This is a genomic window from Nonomuraea sp. NPDC049158 (assembly GCF_040648335.1).
In the GTDB taxonomy this organism is placed as follows: domain Bacteria; phylum Actinomycetota; class Actinomycetes; order Streptosporangiales; family Streptosporangiaceae; genus Nonomuraea.
In genome coordinates this window covers 395,421-417,324 of the sequence record NZ_JBEZDM010000002.1, presented here as the reverse complement: position 1 = coordinate 417,324, position 21,904 = coordinate 395,421, and the positions used below count along the sequence as shown (strand labels likewise).

Genomic DNA, 21,904 nt, shown 5'->3' with positions numbered 1-21,904 from the left:
GCTCCCCCGAAAACGCCACGGGAGACAAGCCGCTCACAACCGGCCACGTCCTGTGGTGCGGCTCACGCTAGCGCGAGGTCTGAATAATTGTCCAGCAAAAGTGTTCAGGGCCTGAGCCTGCTTTTGGTCAAGAAGTAGTCGTTTGGGGTTCGTTCCCGGTTTGTCGGCTGTTTATCAGGAACGGCGCGCCGCGGCGAGGAGGCCCTCGGCGGTCAGGACGTCGGTGACCAGCTGGTTGAAGTAGCCGCCCCTGGCGCCCGCGATGATCGACAGCACCTTCTCGGCGCCCACCGCGACGGCGATCGACGACGGGATGCGGCGGAGTTCGTGCAGGCCGGGGGCCACCAGGCGCTCGCTGCCCGGGTAGGAGACCGGCTCGCCGGCGCGGTCGTAGACACGCATGCAGACGTCGCCCACGGCCTCGCGCAGGCTCTCCGCGTCGCGCGGCATGAAGGCGGGCACGACCTGCCGCATCAGCGGCGCGGAGCCGACGCCGACGATGGCGCACTTGGCGTGCGCCCACAGGTCCATGACCTTGCGCACCGACGGCTCGTGCTGGAGCGAGTAGAACAGCTCGGGCCCCGGCAGCGCGGGCGCGTAGAGGTAGCTGGGCACGCCGCCGACGCGTTCGGCCAGGATGCGGGTGGTCTCGTTGGTCTGGAACCACGGCTGCGGCTCCTCCTGCCCGCCCACGGCCGGTGCGATGGTGACGCCGGGGAACTGCCCGAGCCCTTCACGCGCGCACTCGTACACCGTGCTGCCGGACGAGACCAGCACCACGTCGCCCGACTCCAGCCCGACCCCGGCCAGAGCGCGGGCCAGCCCCGGAGCCAGCCAGGGGCCCAGCGCCGGGCCGCTGACCTTGGGGACCAGGTGGACGCGCCGCAGCCGCAGCGCCTCGGCCACGTTGGCGGCCAGGGGGCCGTCCTCGAGGGTGGCGGGCCGGTGCACCTTGATCTCGACGATGCCCTGGCGGCGGGCCTCGGTGAGCAGCCGGCTCACGGTCGCCCTGCTGACGCCCAGCCGCTTGGCGATGTCGGCCTGGGTGGCGTCTTCGAGGTAGTACTGGGTCGCTGCCGCGTACATGAGATCGTGCGGGAACCGGGCCTGCGCCTCTGGCGCGACATCGGCGGCCTTCATGCGCGCGCTCCCTCGGCCTGAACAATTGTGCTGGACAGATGCGACTATACCTTCGTGCCCTCAGATCAAGGGGGTATCGAGTCTGCCGAACTATCATCGGTCCTCGCGCGCGTACCCGTGTTCTCGTTGTTTCCCGCTACGAGGGCGTCGCCGAGTGGGGTGCGGGCGTACAGGACGGCGCGGCCGGTACGGGTGCCCGTGATGAGGCCGGTGCGGCGCAGGGCGGCCAGGTGGCCGCCGGTGGTGCCGAGGCTGTGCCCGAGCAGGGCGGCGAGGTGGGTGGTGGTGGCGGGCACGGCGAGCTCGGCGAGGATGCGGGCCCGGGTGCGGCCGATCAGCACCGCCAGGCCCGCCCCCGCGCCCGTCGCGGGCGCCTCGACGGCCGTGCCGCGGGCCGGGTACGTGAGCGCGTACGGCCAGGCGTCCTCCAGATAGGCGCCCACGGCGGGCACGAACGCCGACGGCAGGAACAGCAGCCCCTTGCCGCCGAGCCGGTGCCGCTCGTCGCTCTGGCCCATGCGGACCTCGATGTACCCGTCGCCGTGCCACCGGACCTGCTCGCTCAGGTCGTCGAGCGCGGCCGCCCAGCCGTACGCGGCGAGCCGGCCCGCCCGCTGCACCACGTCGCGCTCCAGGATCGCCTGGAAGCGCGGCCAGTCCGCGGACAGGATCTCCGTCCACAGCACCTCGTAGGCGTCGGCCAGCACCTGGACGACGCCGGGGCCGAGCAGCAGTTCCCTGGTCCACTGCGGCACGGGCGGCCGCTGGGCCAGGACCGAGGTGATCTCGGCGTGCGCCTGAGCGACCGGAGTCGTGCGCATGGCGGCCAGTTCGGTCTCGAACGGCACGCTCATCCCGGCGGGCGGCGGCGCGATGAAGTCGACGTTGCCGGTGCCCTTGTTGCCGGTGATCGCCGCCATGGCGCGCAGGGCGGGGTGGCGACCGGCGAGCTCCTTGTACCGCGCGTGCCACCTGTCCACCCACCGCCGGTGCGCGCCCGCCCTGGTACGCCCTTCGAGCACCCACTGCGCGTGCATGGTCTCGATCAGCGGCGAGATGGCGAACCGGCTGGCCACCAGGTCCTGCGGGGTGACCTCGATCCTGAACACCTTTCGTTTATATCCGAAAGAGTCGCCCTCGCCGGGCGTGCTCCCGCAGCATCGTGACCGGCGGCTCCGAGACCTTCCTCCGGAGCCGCCCTTCTCACTCAACAGGGGGTGCGGGTTGACCGAGCGTGGGGCCACCTTCGGGCAGGTGTTCGCGGTACGGGAGTTCCGGGTGCTGTTCGGCAGCTTCGCGCTGCTGATCTCCGGGGACTCGATCAAGATGCTGGCGCTGTCGGTGCTGGTGTACGCGCAGACGGGGTCACCCGGGCTCTCGGCCGCCGCGTACATGGCCGGGTGGCTGCCGTACATCCTGGGCGGGATGTTCCTGCTCTCGCTGGCCGACCGGCTGCCGCCTCGGGCGGTGATGGTCGTGGGCGAGCTGGTCAGGGTGGTGGTGTGCCTGCTGCTGGCCTTCGCCGGGCTGCCGGTGCCGGTGATGCTCGGGCTGGTGCTGGTGACGGGGCTGTTCGCGCCGGTGTTCGGGGCGGCGCGCAGTGCGTTGCTGCCTGACGTGCTGCCCGGGGACGCGTTCGTGCTGGCGCGGTCGCTCATGGGGGTCACCTCGGCGGGCGCCCAGATCGCGGGGCTGGCCGTGGGGGGCGCCTTCCTGGCGGCCACGGGGCCGCGCGGGGCGCTGGCGGTCACTGCGGCGCTCTCGGCGGTGGCCGCCCTGGTGCTCCGGTACGGCCTGCCTTACCGTCCGGGCCGGGGCGCGGCGGTCGGCGATGACTCGGCGGCTCGCGGCGCGGCCGGTGGGGCCGTGCGGGTGACTCTGCGGGTGAATCGGTCGCTGATGGTCGATCGGCGGGTGCGGGGGCTGCTGCTGGCGAGCTGGCTGCCGTGCATGTGCTTGGCCGGGGCCGAGGCGATGGTCGTGCCCTATCTGGGTGGCCAGGGTCAGGCGGGGGTGGTGCTGGCGGCGGCGGCCGGTGGGATGGCGGTCGGGGAGTTCACGGTGGGACGGTTCGCGGCTCCGGCGGTCAGGGAGCGGTTGTCGCTGCCGCTGGCGGTGCTGATCGGGCTGCCGTGGCTGGCCTTCCTCATGGCGCCTGGCGTGGCGTGGGCGGCGGTGCTGGCCGCCGTGTCCGCCGCCGGGGTGTCCTACCAGCTCGGGTTGCAGCGACGCTTCGTGGACGCGGTGCCGGAGGAGGTACGCGGCCAGGCGTTCGGGCTGCTGTCGGCCGGGCTGATGACCGGGCAGGCGATCGGCGCGGCGGCGATCGGCGTCCTGAGCGAGGCGACCGGCCCGGGAACGGCGATCTTCGCGGCGGGCGTCGCGGGCGTCCTCGTCGCCCTGGCCCTGTCCGGCGCACTACGCCCGGCCCCGGCCGGAGACGCGCGCCCCACCTCCGCCGGAGACGCTGGGCCCGAGGAGGTCACGGAGGTTGTTCGCCCGAGCCGCGGGGGATGAGGCGTACCGGCAGTTCGACGTGCTCCGCCGGGCCGCCGTCCCCCGCCAGGCGGCGGAACAGCAGTTCGGCGGCCACCCGGCCCATCCCGGCCGGGTCCTGGGCCACCACCGTCACCCCGGGCGTCAGCAGGTCGGCCAGCTCGAAGTCGTCGAACCCGACCAGCCCCATCCGCCGCCCGCCCAGAGCGCGCAGCGCGGTGACAGTGAGCCGCCCGTTGCCGGTGAACAGGGCGGTCGGCGGCGAGTCGAGCGCCAGCATGCGCTCCAGGTCGTCCCGGACCGTCTCGGGCGTCGGGGCGTGCATCGCCACCAGCCGGGGGTCGTAGAGCGGGCCGAGGGCCGCGCGGTAACCCGCCAGCCGCTCGGCCGCCGTATAGATCGACGGATGGTCGCCGAGCATGGCGATCCGGCGGTGGCCGTGCGCCAGGAGGTGGCCGACGGCCTCCCTGGCGCCGCCCGCGTTGTCGCTGAGCACGGTGTCGACGTCCAGCCCGGGCCCGGGCGGCCGGTCCGCGAACACCGCGGGCGTCCCGGCGTCGAGCTCGGGACGCAGGTAGGAGTGGTCGTCACCGGCCGGCACCACGATCAGACCGTCGACCCGGCGGGCGCAGAACGTGCGTACCAGCTCGCGCTCCCTGGCCGGCTTCTCGCCGGACGAGCCGCTCAGCAGCAGGCAGCCCTCAACGATGACCACCTCCTCCACCGCCCGGCTCAGCCCCGCGTAGAACGGGTCGGCGACGTCCTCGATGACCAGCCCGACGGTCGCGGTGCGGCCCCTGCGCAGCACGCGGGCGCTCTCGTTGCGGCTGTAGCCCAGCCGGTCGATGGCCTCGCGCACCCGTTCGGCCGTCGCCGGGTTGACGCCCGGCTCGCCGTTCACGACGCGCGAGACCGTCTTGAGCGCCACCCCGGCTGCCGTGGCGACATCCTTCATCGTCGGTCTCACCCTTGGATCCTTTCCCAAGTAAGACGGCCAGACAACGTTGTCAGGGCGTTATGCGAGAGTAGGGGTTCTATGTCGTTGAGATCCGCACTCCTCGTCGCCGGGTTCGTGCTGGCCGCGCTGAACCTGCGGCCCGCGATCGCCGGCATCTCCCCGCTCCTCGACGAGATCATGAACGACGTCGGCCTCACGCCCGCCGCCGGCGGCGGTATCACCACGGTGATGGTGGTCTGCCTGGGCGTGTTCGGGCCGATCGCGCCGCTGCTCGCGCGCCGGATCGGGCTGGACCGCACGCTGCTCGCCGGCCTCCTCGTGCTGGCCGCCGGCGTGGTGCTGCGCGGCCTGGACGGCGTCCCGGCGCTGTATGTGGGCTCGGCGATCGCGGCCACCGCCATCGCCGTGATGAACGTGGCCATGCCCGGCATCACCAAGGAGTACTTCCCCGACCGGGTCAACCTGATGACCGGCGTCTACAGCTCCGCCATCGTCGGCGGCGCCGCGACCGCCTCGGCGCTGGTGATCCCTGTCGAGCACGCCACGGGCTACGGCTGGCGCGGCATGTCGGCGCTGATGGCCGCACCGGCGCTGCTGGCCGCGCTGCTCTGGCTGCCGCAGGCGCTGCGCGGGCAGGCGGGGCCGCAGGGCGGGCCGCGGCCGTTCGGGGTGGTGCTGCGCAGCCGGGTCACCTGGTACGTGACCGCGCTGATGGGTCTGCAGTCGTTCACCTTCTACGTGCTGCTGGCCTGGCTGCCGACGATTTTCCATGATGCCGGCCTGCCCGCCGACCAGGCCGGCTACCTGCTCAGCGTGACGAACCTGGTCCAGGTGGGCGCCACGCTCGCCGTGCCGATCCTGGCCGGGCGGCGGCCGTCGCAGGTGCCGTTCGTGATCGGGGCGGGGCTGCTGACCGTGGCCGGGTACCTCGGCATGTTGCTGGCCCCGGTCGCCGCGCCGTGGCTGCCGTGGCTGTGGATGGTCGTGCTCGGGGTCGGCCAGGGGGCCTCGTTCGCGCTGGCGCTGCTGCTGATCGCGCTGCGCGCGCCCGACCCGGCGTCGGTGACCGCGCTGTCGTCGGTGGCGCAGTCGGTGGGGTACGCGGTGGCCGCGCTGGGGCCGGTGCTGTTCGGGCTGCTCAGGCAGGTGTCCGGTGGGTGGACGGTGCCCTTGCTGACGGGGCTCGGGGTGCTGGGGGCGCAGCTCCTGGCCGGCTGGTTCGCGGGGCGCCCTGCTACGTTGGACAAGGCTTACCGGTAGCGGAAGGATTCACGTGCTGACGGAGGCGCTCCAGCAGTTGGCCGACGAGCGCGGCGGGGTGATCGGGGTCGAACCCGAGCTGGTCATCACGCCGGACGAGACCTGGACGGCCGCCTCGGAGCTGCTGCGCCCGCCGTACACACTGCTGGAAGAGCTGGTCGACGAGACGGCGGCGCGCTGGAGCGCCCCGCGCCACGTCGGTGCCGCGCTGTTCTGGAAGACCTACGGCTACTGGCACACGTTGCCGATGGCGCTCGGCTGGGCGCTCGACGGGCGGGTGCCGACCATGCGGCCGGCCGAGACGTACTTCAAGGTGTCCGGGGCGGGGGTGACGATCGCGGCCTCCCGCGTGAGCTGGGGCTCCGGCGTCGCGCCGATCAGGCGGGCGCTGGCCGAGTCGCAGGAGCCGCTCGTCCGCGTGCTCAGCCGGATGGCCAGAGTGGGTGAGCGGACGCTCTGGGGTTCGACCGCGGAGGCGTTCGCCCACCCGTTGACGCAGTTCGTGGCGGGTGACTACATGGCGTTGCTGGCCGCGATCGGCAAGCCGGTCGACGGGCTGATCGAGCCCGCCGACGACGGCTACTTCCGCAGGACCTGCTGCCTGTGGATCGCGCTGCCCGACGTGGAACCCTGCGCGAGCTGCTGCGTGCTCAGGCCACCACCGCGTCGTCCATCGGACGAAGCTCGTCGGCGTAGCTGACCGAGACGCGGCGCATGACGCCGGTGTCGTCGATGGAGTACTGGCCGAGCCGCCACAGCGGCGGCGAATAGGCGTGGATCGAGACGCTGTTGTCCACGGCGCCGTTGAGCCGGTGGATGTGGTCCGGGCCGAACGAGAACGACTGCCCCTCCGACACCACGGTCTCCAGGTGCTCGCCGCCGATGCGCGGATTGCACTCGAGCAGCGCGCCCTGAACCACGTGGACCGCGCCCGAGGAGATGTCGTGGTCGTGCCAGCCCGTGTCGTCCTCGGGCCGCCAGCACAGGAGCCAGACGTCGACGTAGGCGTCACGGTAGAGCGAGGCGTAGTGCCGGCCGCCGTCGGCGGGGAACTCCACCTGCTCGCGCCACTCGGCCGGGTTGGCTGCCAGCTCGTTCACCAGCTTGCGCAGCTCGCGCCGGTCCAGTGTGCGCTCCGGGAGCTGAGCACAGGCACCCCCGTCCTGGGTTTGGTTCATGCCGGGGTGCTCGAGGATTTGCTCGCTCACGTACGGGTCTCCTTTCGGCCTAGTAGACGACGGGGGTTGGTGACCCGGATGGCGTGGGCGGCTGCCTCGCCGAGTCCCGGGTCGGGTGCGGTGGCGTAGGGGGCGTCGGAGCCGTTGACCACGACGTCGACGCCGAGCTCGCGGACGATCGCGTCGATCGCGCGCGGGCCGTACGAGGAGGTCTCCACGAAGCAGCCGGGGTCCACCAGGCCGCGGCCCGTGCCGCCCCTCGCGATCAGTCGCTCCGAGTGGAGCGGGGCCAGCCCGGCCAGCAGCGCGAAGCACACGCGCAGCCTGGGGTGGCGCGGCCGGACGACCGCGTGGAAGTAGTGCCACGACGCGTGCATCTGCTGGACGTACGGCACGAGCGCGGGCCACCAGGACGGTGTGCCGGGCGTGGCCGCGGCCGGGCCCGGATGGACGAACAGCGGCAGGTCCCGCTCCGTGAGCACGTCCAGCAGGCGGTCGTCGGGCAGGGCCGTCGCCGGGATCTGCAGCCCGGCGAACCCGCGGTCGAGGTCCTTGGCCAGGCGCTCGGGGTCGGGCTCGCTGTGGCAGGTCGAGGCCCACGCGCCGAACGGCTCGGGCAGCCCGAGCGCGCCCTCGTGGTAGGCGTCGAGCAGCGGCCACGCCTCCTCCGGAGGCAGGAACTCGATGCCGAGCGGGCTGGACAGCGAGACCAGGGCCAGCTCCAGCCCTGAGACGTCCCGGTTCGTGTGGTCGGCGGGGTCGACCTCGTAGGGCGGCTCGCCGTCGAGGATCAGCGTCCAGCCGTCGAGGTAAGGAGGCGCGGTCCGGGCGCGGAGCGCTTCGACGAATGTTCCGGTCCACAAATGCTGATGGATGTCGATGATCACGACCACACCTCCCTCTATTTCCTACTAGTATTGAAGGTAAACCTATCACGCTGGAGATTCGAGGCTGTGAACCGTTTCAGTGATACGGTTCAGTGAACCGCTTCACCGGACAAATGTCAACGGTTGGCCGCATGCCCCCCGAGGGGGACGAACCCCGCCGGCGGTCTCTTCGGCATGCGAGCTTCTGTCGGTGCCACGCAATAGGCTGGCTAGATGCCACGGAAGAGAGCGACGATCCGGGAAGTGGCCCAGGCGACCGGTCTGTCGCCGGCTGCTGTCTCCTACGCGCTGCGTGGCATGCAGGTCTCCGAGGAGACCATGGAGCGGGTCCGCGCCGCCGCGGCCGAGCTCGGCTACGAGGCCGACCCCATCGCCAGGGCCCTGGCCAGCGGGCGCACCAACATGATCGGGCTGCTCTGCGGCTCGCTGGAGGACCTCTGGCAGCAGTCGCTGGCCGTCGGCATCAGCCGGGGCCTGCGGGAGAAGGACCGCTACGCGCTGATCCTCGACGCGGTCGGCGACCCGGCCCGCGAGCGGGCGCTGGCCCAGCAGCTGCGCGACCAGCGAGTCGACGGCATGATCGTGCAGCCCGTCGATCCGGCGGCGCCGTTCTGGTCGGAGCTGTGCGAGTCGCTGCCGGTGGTGGCGATCGGCGACTCACTGGCGGGCACGGCCGGCGAAGTGGTCTTCGACAACCGCCGCGGCGTCACCCTCGCGCTGGAGCACCTCCACGCCATGGGCCACCGGCGGATCGCCCTCCTGACGCCGACCATGACCAGCACCCCCGACCGCCCGGCCGACGTGCTCGTCACCGCCGAGGCCGACCGCCTCGGCCTCGACATCGTGGTGGCCACCGCGCCCCACGGCCTGGCGGCGGCCACCGACGCGGCCCACCGCATCCTCGACGCCCACCGGCCGAGCGCGGTGTTCTGCTTCGCCGACTCGATCGCCTACGGCGTCTACGCGGCGGCGGCCGAGCTGGGGTTGTCGATCCCGGGCGACGTCTCGGTCATGGGTTACGACAACCACCCGATGTCGGGCCTGCTCACGCCGGGGCTCACGACGGTGGACTGGGACATCGACGGCATCGTGCGGGCTGCGGTCCGCCTGATGTCGGCGGCGGCCGACGGGGGCACACGGCGCCGCCGGGTGGTGCAGCAGCCGACGCTTCGCGAACGCGGCTCGGTGGGGCGCCTGCCGGTCGCGAATGAGCCGTAGCGGCGGGCTGCCGGTCGTCGGTGGGTCGTGGTGACTGGTCGCCTGTCTTCCGCGGGCCGTAACGGCGGGATGTCTGTGCCGGTCAGCGGCCGTCTTCCTGGAGGCGCTCAGCCCCGTGCGGTGGGTGGCGGGTGCCCACCGCTTGCCGTACAAGATCGAAAAGGTTGTGAGAGCAGCGCCCGTGCGGCGTCGAGGTCATCCGTGAGGGGACGGTCGGGGACATCGGGGCCTCTTGTGGCGGCGACGCGCTCGCAGGCGAGCACGATCTCCAGCGGCTCCACGCAGCGCAGGGCGTAGCGGGCGGCCTGCGTCGCGAAGCCCGCGTGATCCTCTGTCCCCCGGGAGATGACGGCGGTCGCGGCCGTGACCGGGTTCGCGAGGTGGCGCAGCTCGGCCAGCGCGTCCTGGGCCACGTACTCCAGGATCAACGCCCCCGACCCGCCCGGCCGCGCCGCCAGGAACGGCAGCCGCCCCGTGTAGGCGGGCTCCATGAGCGTGGCCAGCCGGGCCACGCTGAGCTGGGCCGTCGGCACCAGCGCCGCGCGCAGCGCGTCGAGGGCCAGCGCGACCGGGGCCGAGTGGAAGTTTCCGTTGTGCCAGGCCAGCGAGTCGGCGAAGAGCGGGTTCTCGGTGGCGGCGTTGAGGTCGGTCTCGACGACGCTCTCGGCGCGGCCGAGCGCGTCCAGCGCGGCGCCGTGCACCTGGGCGAACGCCCGGTAGCCGTACGGGTCCTGGATGCGGGCGGCGAGCTCCCGCGAGAGCAGCCCGCGCAGGCGGGCGGCCGTGGCGGCCTGGCCGGGGTGCGGTCGGGCCTCCTGTACGGCGGCCGCCAGCGGCTCGGCCGAGGCCGACACCGCGACGAAGCTGAACGCCGCCACGTCGACGGCGGCGTCGAGCAGGACGCGCAGCCGGTGCACGGCGATGGCGGCGTCGGCCAGCGTCGCGGCCCCGGAGCTGATGAACGGCAACGCGTCACTGGACACCAGCGGATAACGAGGCCCACTCACCGGAGCCGTCGGTCCTTCCCCGGCGGCCGGTCCGTCCGTGGGCTTCGGTTCCTGTCCGGCCGTCGCTCCCTGCGGAGGCATCGGTCCCTGCCAGGACATTTCTCCCAGGAGGCACAGTGCGGTGGTGGCGAGGGCGGTCAGGTCGCCGGTGCCGATGGCGCCGTAGGTGCGGATCGGGGGCGTGAAGCCGTCGTTGATCGCCTCCGCCAGCACCGGCAGTACGCCAGGATCGACGCCCGAGCCGCCCGCCAGCAACTGGTTGAGCCGCACCACCAGCATCGCCCTGGCCCGCTCGGGCGCCACGAGCGGACCCGCCCCGCCCGCGTGGCTGCGGAGCAGGTCGAGGCCGCCCTCCTCGACGCCCACGTCCTTGTTGGCGCCGACCCCGGTGCTCTGGCCGTAGACGGGGCCGGTCAGCCCCTGGGCTACCCCCCACGCCGCCCGGGCCCGATCCAGTGAGGAGATCGTGACCCGGGCCGCCTCGTACGCCACCGCATGGACCTGCGCGCAGGTCAGACCGGCACCGTCGAGTTCCATTGGGCTCAATCGTTGTCGGGGATGAACAGGCCGAGCAGCCAGCTGACGACGCTGATGATGATCGCGCCCCAGAAGGCGGCCGGATAGAAGTTGGCGACATGGAAGGGGATGTCGAGCTGGCCGGAGATCCAGCTCGTCAGCAGCAGCATGGCCGCGTTGATCACGAGGAGGAACAATCCCAGCGTCAGCACGATCAGGGCGCAGCCCAGCGTTTTGATGATCGGCTTCACGATGGCGTTGATCAGGCCGAAGATCAGGGCGACGATGAGCAGGGTGCCCCAGTATTTGGGGGTGTTGGCCCCGGCGATCTGAATGCCAGGGACGAACTGGATGGCGACCCAGAGGGCGACCGCGGCCGCCAGGGTTCTGATGATGAATCTCACGCTGGTTGATCCTCCCATTACCGATCGGTGCTCCGATAGAGGCACTCCGTGATGAGCGGATATGTGCCGCCCGGCCACCCACTGTGATACGCGTTGTCGAGAGGCGTTACCGAGGGGCAACGGTGGGAAGAGGCAGTCGGGGGAAGGGAGCGAGATGGACTCGGATGGATTCGAATCGCTGTCGGCCAGCGAGCTGCACGATCGCGCGGTCAGCTACGCCGTGCGCCACGGCGACCTGGGCTTTCTGTGGAACCTGTTGCGGGTGATCCCGGCGGCCGAGGCCGCCAGCGGTCACGACACCGAGACCGCCAACGACCTCAGCCGGGTGTCCGCGCTGCTCAGCGATGCCCTGGCGGCCGGCGAAGGCGAGCTCGGCGAGGCCCTGCGGCCGGTCTACATCGAATACCTGAGCAAGCATCCCGAGGCTTAGCGCTTCCACCCCACAGCTGTTCCGTTCCGCGGCCGCTCTGTCTCGCGGCATCCGGAAGCGGTGCCACCTTAAAGCGGCGCCGCCCGAAAGCCCGCGCCGCTCGAAAGGTGCCTCAGGCAGAAAGGTGCCTCAGCCCGCCAGGCGGGCTTCCGGGCCGCCGTAGGCGGCGAAGCCGGGTGTGCTGACCTCCTGGTCGTCACGCCCGATGATCATGGTCTCGTACGACCCGGCCGCCGCCAGTTCCATGGCGAAGCGCCTGGCCAGCACCGGCCCCATGGCGTACATCGCCGTCGCGTAGGCGTCGGCGGCGCCCAGATCGGGGCCGAGCACGGTGACCGACCCGAGTGCGTCCTGCTTGATGCCGGTGCGCGGATCCACGACCTTCGCGCCGCCCGTGGTGGCGATGCCCAGGTCGTGGGTGAACACGACCCTGCGCACCCGATCGGTACGCGGATCGCGGACGCCGATCTGCCAGCGCTTGCCGGGGGCGGCCGAGCCGCGCACCCTGATGTCCCCGCCGGCGTTGATGCGGTGATCCACGGCGCCGGCGTTGGTCAGCGCGCGGGAGAGCCGTTCGAGCGCCCACCCCTTGATGTAGCCGGAGGCGTCTATGACGCCGTTGATGCGGGACTCGAACCACCCGCCCGTCGCCTCACTGAGCTCGTCGCAGCGGTGCAGCACCTCGATGAGCTCCGGGATCTGCCGGATGGTCCCGCCGCGGTTCAGCGCGCTGATCTGGCTGTCCTCCCTGGCGGGGTTGAACGTCTCGTCCACCCAGCGCAGCCAGGCGAAGGCGTCGTCGAGTACGGGGGCCAGCTCACGCCGCGGCAGGGCGGTACGGATGTCCACACTGACCGGTATGCCCATGACCATTTCGACACGGGCGCTTCCGGGGAAAGTCGTCACCTTGCCTCCTTGTTCGCAGCAACCGTCCCACGGCGCGCGTAATGCCTGGTTAAACCTTAGGCTTGTGTTTGAACCGAGTTGTCCTGACCTGCGCCTTTGGTACGGACAGCCGGGTCAGGGCGCCCCGGACGTACCTCTGGAAGGGCCGGGGTCCGGCGACGATCACGGTGCGTTCGGCGATGTCGGGCACCTGGCGGCGCAGCCCCGAGGCGCTGAGCCGCTCCTTGGCCCGGGGGTCGTGCTCCTCGCCGGCGACGAGCACCAGGCCGTGCTCGGCCTCCAGCTCGCGCAGCTCGTCGGTCACCCGGTCGGTCCGGTAGACCGTCACGGTGTCGCCCGTGCGGGTGGCGAGCAGGTCGCGCAGCCCGGCGGGTTCGAGGTCGGCGACGATGAGCAGGGAGCCCCTGGTCGTGGCCCGTACGCCGTGGTGCCACACGGCCATCACGGCCGCGATGCCGTACAGGAGAAGCGAGCCGGTGCGGCTGGCGCTGGTCACATAGGCGGTCGAGCTGAGCTGGTGCGTCACCAGCAGCGTGCCCGCCACGTACCCGGCCAGGCGCAGGCGCCGCCTGACCTGCTCCGAACGGAGGAGTTCCGGCGCCCTGGCGGACAGCAGCCCGAGCGTCACCAGCAGTCCGGCGACGGCCCACGCGGACGGGCGCCACGGGTAGCCGAACCCCGGTTGGATCGCCCCGAACTCCGCCACCGCCACACCGCACCAGAACACGATGAGAGGCTGATTAGCCTTTGCCTCGCTAGCCATGGGATAGACGATGCGCGCCGAACATGAGAGCCATCTGAGTAGTGTCTGAAACATGGCTAACGTACGTGTTGAGCGGACCGAAGAGGGCGGGTTCCGGGCGACGAACGCCCGTGGTGCGGAGGTACGGATCGGGAGCGGCGACGAGGAGGGCGCGTTCACGCCCGTCGAGCTGCTGCTCGCGGCGGTGGGCGGGTGCAACATCGTGTCCGTGGAGCCCCTGACCGCCAAGCGCGGGCAAAGGCTGATCCGCCTGGCGATGAGCGTCGAATCGGAGAAGATCGAGCCGAACCTGCTGGGCCCCGTCACGGTCACCTATGACGTCGAAGTCCCCTCTGAGCAGGCGGACGAGGTGTTCCGGGCCGTGGCTGAGCGGGTGCACGCGAAGTACTGCACGGTCAGTCGCTCCCTCCAGGAGGGCACGGAGGTCCGTTTGGTAATCCCGTAACCGGATTAGGCGGACATTCGACCCCCCTATGGCACGTTCGTTGCATTCGTCTCGGTAGTGTCGAGGCAGGTCAAGAGTCCTGCGACTGACTTGCAGACTTTTACCGAAGAGCGGACGCGGAGGGGGACCGTCGTTCGCAGTGCGGGACCGCCGGCGTTTTTGGGGGAAAGCGCTGGCCTGGACCGCCCTCGGTCGGGGCCGGACAGTTGGGGGACTGTCCGGCCCCGATTCATGCGTATTGTTCGGTTCTGTGACAAAAGTCCTCATTGACTGCGATCCCGGCATCGACGACGCGCTCGCCCTGGCGCTGGTGGCGGGCACCCCGGCCCTGGAGCTCGTGGGCATCACCACGGTCGGCGGCAACGTCGACCTCGCGCTGACCACGGCCAACGCGCTGGCGCTCAGGGAGTTCCTCGACCTCGGCGACGTTCCGGTCGTTCCGGGCAGCGCGGGCGCGCTGGTGTGCTCCACGGTCCGCGCCGCCGACATCCACGGCCTGTCCGGCCTCGGCGACGCCGTCCTCCCACCGGCGACCCGCCCCGTTTCCGACGGCCACGCCGTGGACTTCATCGTGGAGAGCCTGCGGGCCGCGCCGGGCGAGATCACGCTGGTCGCCATCGGCCCCCTGACCAACATCGCGCTGGCCGTACGCCGGGAGCCACGCGTCGTGGAGTGGGCCCGCGACTTCGTGATCATGGGCGGTTCCTTCACCCGCGGCAACACGACCCCCGCGGCGGAGTTCAACATGAAGGCCGACCCGGAGGCGGCCGCCATCGTCTTCGACGCCGGCTGGACGGTGAAGATGCTCGGCCTCGACGTGACCCTCACGGCCGCGGTGACCACCGAGGTCCTGGACCGGATGCGCCCGCTCGGCCGGCTGTCCGACCTGCTGGTCCCGGCCGCCCAGTCCTACGGCGAGGTCACGGCCGAGTCCGGACCGGGCATCCATGACGCGTGCGCCGTGGCGTACGTGCTCGACCCCGCGCTCTTCACCTGCGTACCGGCACGGGTCGACGTGGAGACGGTCGGCCGTTACACCTCGGGAATGACGGTCACCGACTTCAAACTCCGTGACGCGCGGCCCAACGCGCTGGTGGCCACATCGCTGGACGTGAAGCGGTTCTGGGAGACGGTGCTGGGGGCGTACGAGGGGCTGGGCGAGCGGCTCGGATGATGTGCTGGGTGGTGCGCGGTGGCTGCTACAGTTACTTCTGTTGCGGGCGCCGCTAGCTCAGTTGGTTAGAGCAGCTGACTCTTAATCAGCGGGTCCGGGGTTCGAGTCCCTGGCGGCGCACCATCTTCAACTGGCCGTTCTCCTTTCGTGGGGGAACGGCCAGTGGTGTTTGTGGGCTACTGGGGATTCTCAGGGGCGCTTTGGCGAGTTTCCGGCGTGATCAGCTCTACCTCGTTCTCCTTCAGCGCCTCCAGAAGATCAGGCGGTGGGGTGGAGTCGGTGACGAGGTAGTCGGCGCCGCCAAGCTCGGCCACCTGGGCGAAGAGCCGGCGACCGAACTTGGAGGAGTCGGCCAGGATCGCCACGCGCGCCGCCCGGGAGATCATCTCCCGCATCATCGCCGCCTCGGCGAGGTTGCTCGTGGTGTAGCCGGCGGCCGCTGAAACGGCGCCGACCCCGATCAGCGCCAGATCGCAGCTGATGTCCAGCTCGCTTCCGCCGGACGCCCGGAAGCTGACGGGGCCGACGGTGGCCAGCGTGAGAGTGCGGACCGCGCCGCCGACGACGTACACGTCGCGGACGGCTGAGGACGGCAGCGCCGGGGGCACGAGCAGACTGTTCGTCACCACGGTCAGGTCGCGATGGTTGCGCAGGTTCCGGGCCACGGCAAGCGTGGTCGTACCGCCGTTGATCATGACGATCGACCCGTCCTCGACCAGCGACCCGGCGAGTACCGCGATCTTCTCCTTCTCGCGTTCCTCCATCTTGAGCCGCACGTCCACGGCCCGGTCGACCCGGGAAAGGGTCGACTGGCTGACCGCTCCGCCATAGGTGCGGACCAGGACGCCGTCGGCGCTGAGCTGGTCCAGGTCCCGCCGGATCGTGTCGATGGAGACGCCGAAGCGCTCCGCGAGCGCGCTGACCGTGACCTGCCCGGTCTCCGCGACGTATGCCGCCAGCTGGGCTTTACGTCCTGCGGGTAGACGACGCTGCCGGTCCTCTTCGTCAAGGGTCACTGACCCTCCCATCTCTGCGGTAGTTGCGCTATGGATCAACGCAACAGAGGAGTGATACAGGTCCTAGAACCGCAGACTACCGCATAACGCTGCCTCTTCAGGGCAAGATTCTGCTTGCCTCACGGGTCCGATGCCCCCGCTGACAGCGCATCCCTCCTCCATTCTTTGCCGAACTGTGCGGTTCCTAGCGGTATTTTGCGGTTGCTAGGTCTTGTGGGCCGCGTCACGCGTTGTTAATGTGGCGGAAACCGGCAAAGAGCGGTAACACCTGTACAGCAAGGAGGTCGCGATGACCGGAGGCAGCACCCGGTTGCAGGGCCGGACACGGCGACTGCTCGGGGTGATGGCGGTGGCGGTGCTCAGCGCCACCGCCGTGGGATGTGGTTCCACCTCGGGAACGAGCGCGGGATCAAGCGGGGGCGGCCCCGTCACTCTGGAGTTCGCGCAGTGGTGGGCGCCGGAGCTACCGGCGGGATCGTTCGACAAGCTCATGACGGAATTCACCGCGCAGAACCCGAACATCAAGGTCAAGCTGCTGAGCGGTCCGTACGCGTCCACCAAGCAGCAGTTGGTGTCCGGAGCGGCGTCGAGGACGCTGCCCGACGTCGTGGGCCTCGACGGCGCCTGGGTGAGCGACTTCGCCAAGCAGGGTGCCATCGCCGACCTGTCCGAGCTCATGGCGAGCGCGAAGTACGACTCGAGCCAGCTCGCGAGCCAGATCCAGGTCAAGGGGAAGACCTACATGATCCCCGTGGTGAACTTCGTCTACCCCCTGTTCGTCAACAACGACCTGCTCGCGAAGGCGGGGGTCAAGAAGCCGCCGAGCACGCGCACGGAGTTCCTGGACGCGGCCAAGAAGATCAGCGCAGTGGGCGGCAACGTCAAGGGCTGGGCTCTGCCGCTCGACACCGCCGTTCCCAACGGCATCCAGAACGACGTGATGTCATGGCTGTGGGCATCGGGCGGCAGCATGCTCACCAAGGACGGGAAGCCCGACCTGACCGGCCAAGGCGTCAAGAGCACCGTTGAATACGTCAAGAGCCTGAACGACGCGGGCGTCATCGCGCCCGGATCGCTCACCATGAAAGAGCAGGACAAGGTCGAGAAGTTCGCCACCGGCCAGGTCGGCATGATGATCGATTCCTTGGCTCACATCACGCTGATCAAGAAGAACAACCCCAAACTGAACTTCACCGTGGTGCCGATCCCGGCCCAGGACGGCTACACCGGCAAGCGCGGCATCCCGTACGCGTCCTGGGGCATCGGCGTCGCCGACTCCTCGGAACACAAGGCCGAGGCGTTCAAGCTGGTCCAGTTCTTGATGAACAAGCAGGCGAACGCGGAGCTGAGCACGCTGGCCAAGGGCTTCCCCGGCAACAAGACGGCCGAGCCGGACTTCAGCACGAGCGACCCGCTGTTCAAGAAGGCCTTCGACATCTACAAGGAAGGCTATCCCGCCAACGAGTTCGTGGGACTGCCGAAGGCCGAAGACCTCATGCGCAGCTTTGACGAGCAGTTGCAGCTCCTGCTCACCGGGAAGCAGAGCATCGACGACATGCTCAACAAGGCGCAACAGGCCTGGGCGCCGGTGCTCTGACCTTCCGTACTTCGCGGGCCGCGCCGACCGTGCGGCGCGGCCCCGAACCAAGGAGACATCGATGGAAACCGCGAAACTCGATCCCGCGGCCTCCCCGGGAGCCGCACAACCGGCATCGGAATCCGCTGCGGGCCGACGGAGAAGTACGCGGCCTTTCCCTGTGCAGCGTGTCGTCCCGTTCGCCTATCTCTCGCCGACGCTCATCTTGATCTTTGTGCTGATGATCATCCCTATCGCGATGGTGGTCAGCTATTCCTTCAAGGACAACGTGATCGTCGAGCAGAATCCGGTCTTCGCCGGTCTCGCCAACTACGCCACGGTGCTCACCGATCCCAACTTCCTGGCCGCGCTGAAGAACACGTTCATCTTCATCACTCTGAGCACTGTCGCGCACCTCGGCCTCGGGCTGGCCTTCGCGACGATGCTCAACACGCCGTTGCTGGGCGGAGTGACGAAAGCCATCTTCCGCATCATCTACATCCTGCCCTGGCTGTTCACGGTCGCCGTGATCGCGGTCATCTGGCGGCTCATGCTGGACCCGTCCGGGGTGGTCAACTACATCCTGACCACGATCGGCGTGCTGCGCGCGGAAGTGAGCTGGCTCTCCGACCCGAACATGGCGCTCTGGGCGTTGACCTTCATCAACATCTGGGCCGGCTTCCCCTTCTTCATGATCAGCATCCTCGCCGGGTTGCAGGGAATCTCGCCCGTTCTGTACGAGGCGGCCTCCGTGGACGGCGCGACCACCTTCCGCAAGTTTCGCAATGTGACGATTCCCCAGCTGAAGCCGGTGCTCCTCAGCATGGCGGTGCTGGATCTCATCTGGACCTCCCAGCAGTTCGCCCTCATCTGGATGACCACCGGTGGCGGCCCGCTGAATGTCACCGAGATGCTCAGCACCTACACCTACAAGCAGGCCTTCAGCAGCTACGAGTTCGCCACCGCGTCCGCCGCCGCCGTCATAGTCCTGCTGCTCACGATGATCCTGGCGGTCTTCTACGTTCGCCTGCAAAAGGAGAGGTGATCACCCGTGCTCACCCGCAAAAGGCGGCGCCTCTACGCGAAGATCGCCGTGCTCGCAGGCCTGTGCGTCGGTGCCCTCTTCGCCGGCCTGCCGGTCCTGTGGATGCTGTCGACGTCGTTCAAGACCAATGGGGAGGTCTTCCAGGTTCCGCCGCGGCTGATCACCGAGAACTTCTCGTTCGACGCCTACGAAAAGATCCTGGGCGACACGACGCAGTTGCGGTTTTTCATCAACAGTTACATCGTCGCGCTTTCGGTGACCGTACTGACATTGTTCGTGGCGATCCTCGCGGCCTATGGATTCAGCCGGTACAACTTCCCGCTGAAGCGATCCGTCAATGCCGTGATCGTCACCGTTCAGGCTGTGCCGCCCATCACACTCGTCATTCCCTACTTTGGTCTCGTGGTGGGGCTCGGCCTGTATAATACTTATGCGGGGTTGATTCTCACGCACATGGTGTTCACGTTGCCCTACGCGATCATCATGATGACCGCGTATTTCAATACCCTGCCCCGGGAATTGGATGAATCCGTCAAGGTGGACGGGGCGTCGAGCTGGACCGCTCTCTGGCGGATCCTGGTGCCGATCTCGGTTCCCGGGCTGGTCGCCGTGGGCGTCTACACCTTCATGATCTCGTGGAACGAATACCTGTTCGCGCTGACCCTCACTCGTACCGACGATATGCGAACCGTGCCCATCGGTATCCAGCTGTTGATGGGCCAGCACTCCTACGAGTGGAATCAGATGATGGCCATGAGCATTCTGGGGTCCATTCCGGTGCTCGTGTTGTTCCTGCTCTTCCAGCGGCGATTCATCGGCGGTCTCACCTCCGGTGCCGTCAAGGCCTGACGCATCATGCCCGGCCCGCGCGAAAATAATTATTCAGAAGGAGAAATACAGTAATGCTGACGACCGGCAAGGTGCTCTTGGCTGTCGCGAACGAACGAAACTTCGCGGTGCCCGCCTTCAACATCAGCGACTACGCCATGTTCAACGGCATCGTGGACATCAGCGAAGAGACGAACGCGCCGCTCATCATCGGGATCCATCCCGACGAGGTACGCCACCTCGGAGTGGACGTGATCGCCGCGATCACCCAGCGGGCCCACCGCTCGTCCGTGCCGATCGCGATTCACTGGGACCACGGCGCGACCTATGAGGAGATGCTGACCGCGATCCGGATCGGCTTCACCTCGGTGATGATCGACGCCTCGATGAAGTCCTTCGCGGACAACATCGCGATCTCCAAGAAGGTCGCCGACACCGCGCACGCGGTCGGCCTGTCGGTCGAGGCGGAGCTGGGGACGATCGGCAAGACCGACAACGAGGCCGAAGACGGCAGCGACGCGATCATCTACACCGACCCGGCGGACGCCGTGACCTTCGTGCGCGAGACCGGGGTGGACAGCCTCGCCGTGGCCATCGGCACCTATCACGGCATCTACCCGAAGACCCTGAAGCCGGAGCTCAAGCTCGACCTGCTGAAGGAGATCAAGGACCGGGTCAAGATTCCGCTCGTGCTCCACGGCGGCTCGGGCAATCCCGACGACGAGATCGCGGAATCGGTCAAGCTCGGCATCAACAAGATCAATATCTCCAGCGACATCAAGCTCGCCTACCACACGAAGATGCGCGAAGTCCTGGCCGATGAGAGCCTGCGTGAGCCGAACTCCATCCAGCCGCCGTGCATCGACGCGATGAAGGTGGTGGCCGCGCAGAAGATCGAGCTCTTCGAAGCGGCCGGCAAGGCATCTCTCTACTGACATGACCAGCCATGTGGTCCTGGGCTTGGGGGGATGCGTCGACTACGAGCTCAAGCTGTCCTCGTCGATCTTGGAGCAGCTGGTCGGCGAGTACGAGATCCACAGTGCCGAGCTGACGTCGTCGGTCACCGTGACCAACGAGCGCGAGCTGGTCATCTCTATTCTCACCTACCTCAAAAAGGGCGGAGGAGGCGAGCACTTCGTCGCCTCCTCCGAATCCCTGAGCGCGTTCGCCGGGCGGTTCCCCAAACGAACGACTCTGGGCGGAACCTCCGTCCGGGCGGCGATGGAGATGAGCCGGCTCGGCGTACCCTCCACCCTGCACCTGGTCAGTCTCAACGACATCGTCCGCCGCCTGCTGCCGGCGAGCTGCGACTACATCTGCAGCGGCGACCGGGACACCCTCTATCCGCACCTGATCGTGCAGTACGACCAGGACCTGCGGGTTCGAGCGGGTGACATCGACATCCGGGCACCGTTTCCGAACAGATTGATCTACGTCAACGACCCGGCGAACGAGTCCATGCTGCTGAGCGACGAGCTGGGCTCGTTGCTGCGCGAGGCACGGGTCTTCCTGATCTCGGGATTCAACGCGATACGGGACCGGCGACTACTTGACGGGCGTCTGTCCACGCTGAGAAGCCACATGCGGCAACTGCCGGCCGAGGCGGTCGTCTACTACGAGGATGCCGGATTCCACGAGCCGGGCCACAGCCAATTGGTCCGCGACGCGCTTCTGGAAGTCATCGACGTCTACGGACTGAACGAAGACGAGCTGCAGTCGTACCTGGGCTACGCCGTCGACCTGCTCTCCGTGCCGGAGGTGGCCCGCGCCCTCGAATCGCTGCGAGCGCTCATCCCCGTGCCGACCCTGGTCGTGCATACGAAGTATTGGTCGGCGGCATTCGGCGAGAGAGCCGGCGACTACGCGGAGCCGCTGAACGAGGGCATCGTGATCGCCAGCACCCGCTACAGCCACGGCGACGGCTACACGGAGCACCAGTACGAACTCATGCGGAACCGGCCAAGGCGAAGGGCGTCCGTGGAGTTCGCCGCGGCCCTGGAAGACCGCATGGGTGGGCTCGTTCGCTGCCTGCCCGGCTTCGATCTTGACGTCGCCGCGCCCACAACCATCGGACTCGGCGACGCGTTCGTCGGCGGCTTCCTCGCCGCGGTCGCCCAGGGCCGGTCAAGCACATGAGCTGACCTGCGGCTACGAAGCCGCGGCGAGCGCGCCCCGTACGGACATCAGGCCGAAGCCGAGAAGGTTCAGGCCCTGCCCAGGTCGCCCGGGAGGCGGCGCGCTCGTCGGCGGCGGTGAGCCCGTACGTGTCCATGGTCTTCGGTGATCGAGGCGTTGTCTGGAGGGGCCAGGGCCGGAAGTGTGAGCCAGGCGAACTAACGTGATGACCATGCTGTACGCAACCACCCCGAACTGGCCTGACACGAAGAGTGACGGAGGCCATACTGAGTGGATGCGTGCCCCCAAACGCCGCCGTCCGCTCCGCGAAGCCTGGTGACTCCACCGGAAGGCGTCCGCCTGGACGAACTCGCAGAGCGGGTCTCCTATGTCGGCAGCGGTGAGCACAAGTCGTACCCCTCGTTCGCGGGACAGCCCAGGCTGCGGGCTGATGCCAGCAAGGGATCGCTGCTCATTTTCAGGTGTCACCGATGGTGATCAAGCATCAACTGGACAACCAACTGCTTCCGATTTAGTGGGCC

At 69.0% G+C, this 21,904-nt stretch carries 22 protein-coding genes and 1 tRNA gene; 13 read left to right on the top strand and 10 right to left on the bottom strand.

What is annotated here, in order from left to right:
• Nucleotides 1-174 precede the first annotated feature (174 nt).
• A complete protein-coding gene (locus AB0B61_RS06145) occupies nucleotides 175-1,140 on the bottom strand; it encodes a sugar-binding domain-containing protein (RefSeq protein ID WP_358428725.1) in 966 nt (321 codons plus the stop codon).
• A gap of 65 nt (nucleotides 1,141-1,205) precedes the next feature.
• Entirely contained in the window at nucleotides 1,206-2,249 is a 1,044-nt protein-coding gene (locus AB0B61_RS06140) for a winged helix-turn-helix domain-containing protein (protein WP_358428722.1), read from the bottom strand.
• A gap of 115 nt (nucleotides 2,250-2,364) precedes the next feature.
• Between AB0B61_RS06140 and AB0B61_RS06135 the strand changes: the two genes are divergently transcribed.
• Nucleotides 2,365-3,657: an MFS transporter gene (locus AB0B61_RS06135; protein ID WP_358428719.1), complete on the top strand. Its 1,293-nt coding sequence runs from the start codon at nucleotides 2,365-2,367 to the stop codon at nucleotides 3,655-3,657.
• Here AB0B61_RS06135 and AB0B61_RS06130 read toward each other — a convergent pair.
• Nucleotides 3,623-4,591 (bottom strand): LacI family DNA-binding transcriptional regulator, encoded by a 969-nt coding sequence (locus AB0B61_RS06130; RefSeq protein ID WP_358429327.1) that lies wholly within the window; start codon nucleotides 4,589-4,591, stop codon nucleotides 3,623-3,625. The genes AB0B61_RS06135 and AB0B61_RS06130 overlap by 35 nt on opposite strands.
• 81 nt (nucleotides 4,592-4,672) lie before the next feature.
• Between AB0B61_RS06130 and AB0B61_RS06125 the strand changes: the two genes are divergently transcribed.
• Both AB0B61_RS06125 and AB0B61_RS06120 read left to right on the top strand, forming a co-directional pair.
• Nucleotides 4,673-5,854 (top strand): MFS transporter, encoded by a 1,182-nt coding sequence (locus AB0B61_RS06125; protein WP_358428716.1) that lies wholly within the window; start codon nucleotides 4,673-4,675, stop codon nucleotides 5,852-5,854.
• A gap of 13 nt (nucleotides 5,855-5,867) precedes the next feature.
• On the top strand, nucleotides 5,868-6,554 hold the full coding sequence (locus tag AB0B61_RS06120) for a (2Fe-2S)-binding protein (protein ID WP_358428713.1): 687 nt from the start codon (nucleotides 5,868-5,870) through the stop codon (nucleotides 6,552-6,554).
• On the opposite strand, the gene AB0B61_RS06115 is transcribed toward AB0B61_RS06120, so the two are convergent.
• Complete coding sequence (locus AB0B61_RS06115; protein ID WP_358428710.1) at nucleotides 6,505-7,062, bottom strand: cysteine dioxygenase family protein; 558 nt, start codon at nucleotides 7,060-7,062, stop codon at nucleotides 6,505-6,507. The genes AB0B61_RS06120 and AB0B61_RS06115 overlap by 50 nt on opposite strands.
• On the bottom strand, nucleotides 7,059-7,919 hold the full coding sequence (locus AB0B61_RS06110) for an amidohydrolase (RefSeq protein ID WP_358428707.1): 861 nt from the start codon (nucleotides 7,917-7,919) through the stop codon (nucleotides 7,059-7,061). Before AB0B61_RS06110 ends, AB0B61_RS06115 begins: the two co-directional genes overlap by 4 nt.
• A gap of 213 nt (nucleotides 7,920-8,132) precedes the next feature.
• On the opposite strand from AB0B61_RS06110, the gene AB0B61_RS06105 reads away from it, so the two are divergent.
• Nucleotides 8,133-9,137: a LacI family DNA-binding transcriptional regulator gene (locus tag AB0B61_RS06105; RefSeq protein ID WP_358428705.1), complete on the top strand. Its 1,005-nt coding sequence runs from the start codon at nucleotides 8,133-8,135 to the stop codon at nucleotides 9,135-9,137.
• A 107-nt stretch (nucleotides 9,138-9,244) separates the two neighbouring features.
• On the opposite strand, the gene AB0B61_RS06100 is transcribed toward AB0B61_RS06105, so the two are convergent.
• Nucleotides 9,245-10,681, bottom strand: coding sequence for an aromatic amino acid ammonia-lyase (locus AB0B61_RS06100; protein WP_358428702.1), 1,437 nt, complete (start codon nucleotides 10,679-10,681; stop codon nucleotides 9,245-9,247).
• Between the two features lie 5 nt (nucleotides 10,682-10,686).
• Nucleotides 10,687-11,064: a phage holin family protein gene (locus tag AB0B61_RS06095; protein ID WP_358428699.1), complete on the bottom strand. Its 378-nt coding sequence runs from the start codon at nucleotides 11,062-11,064 to the stop codon at nucleotides 10,687-10,689.
• A 154-nt stretch (nucleotides 11,065-11,218) separates the two neighbouring features.
• Between AB0B61_RS06095 and AB0B61_RS06090 the strand changes: the two genes are divergently transcribed.
• Nucleotides 11,219-11,494 carry a hypothetical protein gene (locus AB0B61_RS06090; protein ID WP_225291914.1) on the top strand — a complete coding sequence of 92 codons (276 nt, stop codon included), beginning with the start codon at nucleotides 11,219-11,221 and terminating at the stop codon, nucleotides 11,492-11,494.
• A 129-nt stretch (nucleotides 11,495-11,623) separates the two neighbouring features.
• Here AB0B61_RS06090 and AB0B61_RS06085 read toward each other — a convergent pair whose 3' ends face one another.
• Nucleotides 11,624-12,400, bottom strand: a complete 777-nt coding sequence (locus tag AB0B61_RS06085) for an FAD:protein FMN transferase (protein ID WP_358428696.1) — start codon at nucleotides 12,398-12,400, stop codon at nucleotides 11,624-11,626.
• A gap of 49 nt (nucleotides 12,401-12,449) precedes the next feature.
• Complete coding sequence (locus AB0B61_RS06080; RefSeq protein ID WP_358428693.1) at nucleotides 12,450-13,163, bottom strand: hypothetical protein; 714 nt, start codon at nucleotides 13,161-13,163, stop codon at nucleotides 12,450-12,452.
• A 52-nt stretch (nucleotides 13,164-13,215) separates the two neighbouring features.
• On the opposite strand from AB0B61_RS06080, the gene AB0B61_RS06075 reads away from it, so the two are divergent.
• From AB0B61_RS06075 to AB0B61_RS06065, 3 genes are all read left to right on the top strand, one after another.
• Complete coding sequence (locus AB0B61_RS06075; RefSeq protein ID WP_358428690.1) at nucleotides 13,216-13,608, top strand: OsmC family protein; 393 nt, start codon at nucleotides 13,216-13,218, stop codon at nucleotides 13,606-13,608.
• Between the two features lie 250 nt (nucleotides 13,609-13,858).
• Nucleotides 13,859-14,782, top strand: a complete 924-nt coding sequence (locus AB0B61_RS06070) for a nucleoside hydrolase (protein WP_358428687.1) — start codon at nucleotides 13,859-13,861, stop codon at nucleotides 14,780-14,782.
• A gap of 46 nt (nucleotides 14,783-14,828) precedes the next feature.
• Nucleotides 14,829-14,905: transfer RNA gene (locus tag AB0B61_RS06065), tRNA-Lys, on the top strand.
• Nucleotides 14,906-14,958: 53 nt separating this feature from the next.
• Here the strand turns inward: AB0B61_RS06065 and AB0B61_RS06060 are convergent.
• Entirely contained in the window at nucleotides 14,959-15,798 is an 840-nt protein-coding gene (locus tag AB0B61_RS06060) for a DeoR/GlpR family DNA-binding transcription regulator (protein ID WP_358428684.1), read from the bottom strand.
• Nucleotides 15,799-16,087: 289 nt separating this feature from the next.
• Here AB0B61_RS06060 and AB0B61_RS06055 point away from each other — a divergent pair, with 289 nt between their 5' ends.
• From AB0B61_RS06055 to AB0B61_RS06035, 5 genes are all read left to right on the top strand, one after another.
• Entirely contained in the window at nucleotides 16,088-17,395 is a 1,308-nt protein-coding gene (locus AB0B61_RS06055) for a sugar ABC transporter substrate-binding protein (protein ID WP_358428681.1), read from the top strand.
• A 220-nt stretch (nucleotides 17,396-17,615) separates the two neighbouring features.
• Entirely contained in the window at nucleotides 17,616-18,419 is an 804-nt protein-coding gene (locus tag AB0B61_RS06050; protein WP_358428678.1) for a sugar ABC transporter permease, read from the top strand.
• A gap of 6 nt (nucleotides 18,420-18,425) precedes the next feature.
• Nucleotides 18,426-19,268 (top strand): carbohydrate ABC transporter permease, encoded by an 843-nt coding sequence (locus tag AB0B61_RS06045; RefSeq protein WP_358428675.1) that lies wholly within the window; start codon nucleotides 18,426-18,428, stop codon nucleotides 19,266-19,268.
• 53 nt (nucleotides 19,269-19,321) lie between these two features.
• Entirely contained in the window at nucleotides 19,322-20,182 is an 861-nt protein-coding gene (locus tag AB0B61_RS06040) for a ketose-bisphosphate aldolase (RefSeq protein WP_358428672.1), read from the top strand.
• A gap of 1 nt (nucleotide 20,183) precedes the next feature.
• Nucleotides 20,184-21,383 (top strand): ADP-dependent glucokinase/phosphofructokinase, encoded by a 1,200-nt coding sequence (locus AB0B61_RS06035; protein WP_358428669.1) that lies wholly within the window; start codon nucleotides 20,184-20,186, stop codon nucleotides 21,381-21,383.
• Nucleotides 21,384-21,904 lie beyond the last annotated feature (521 nt).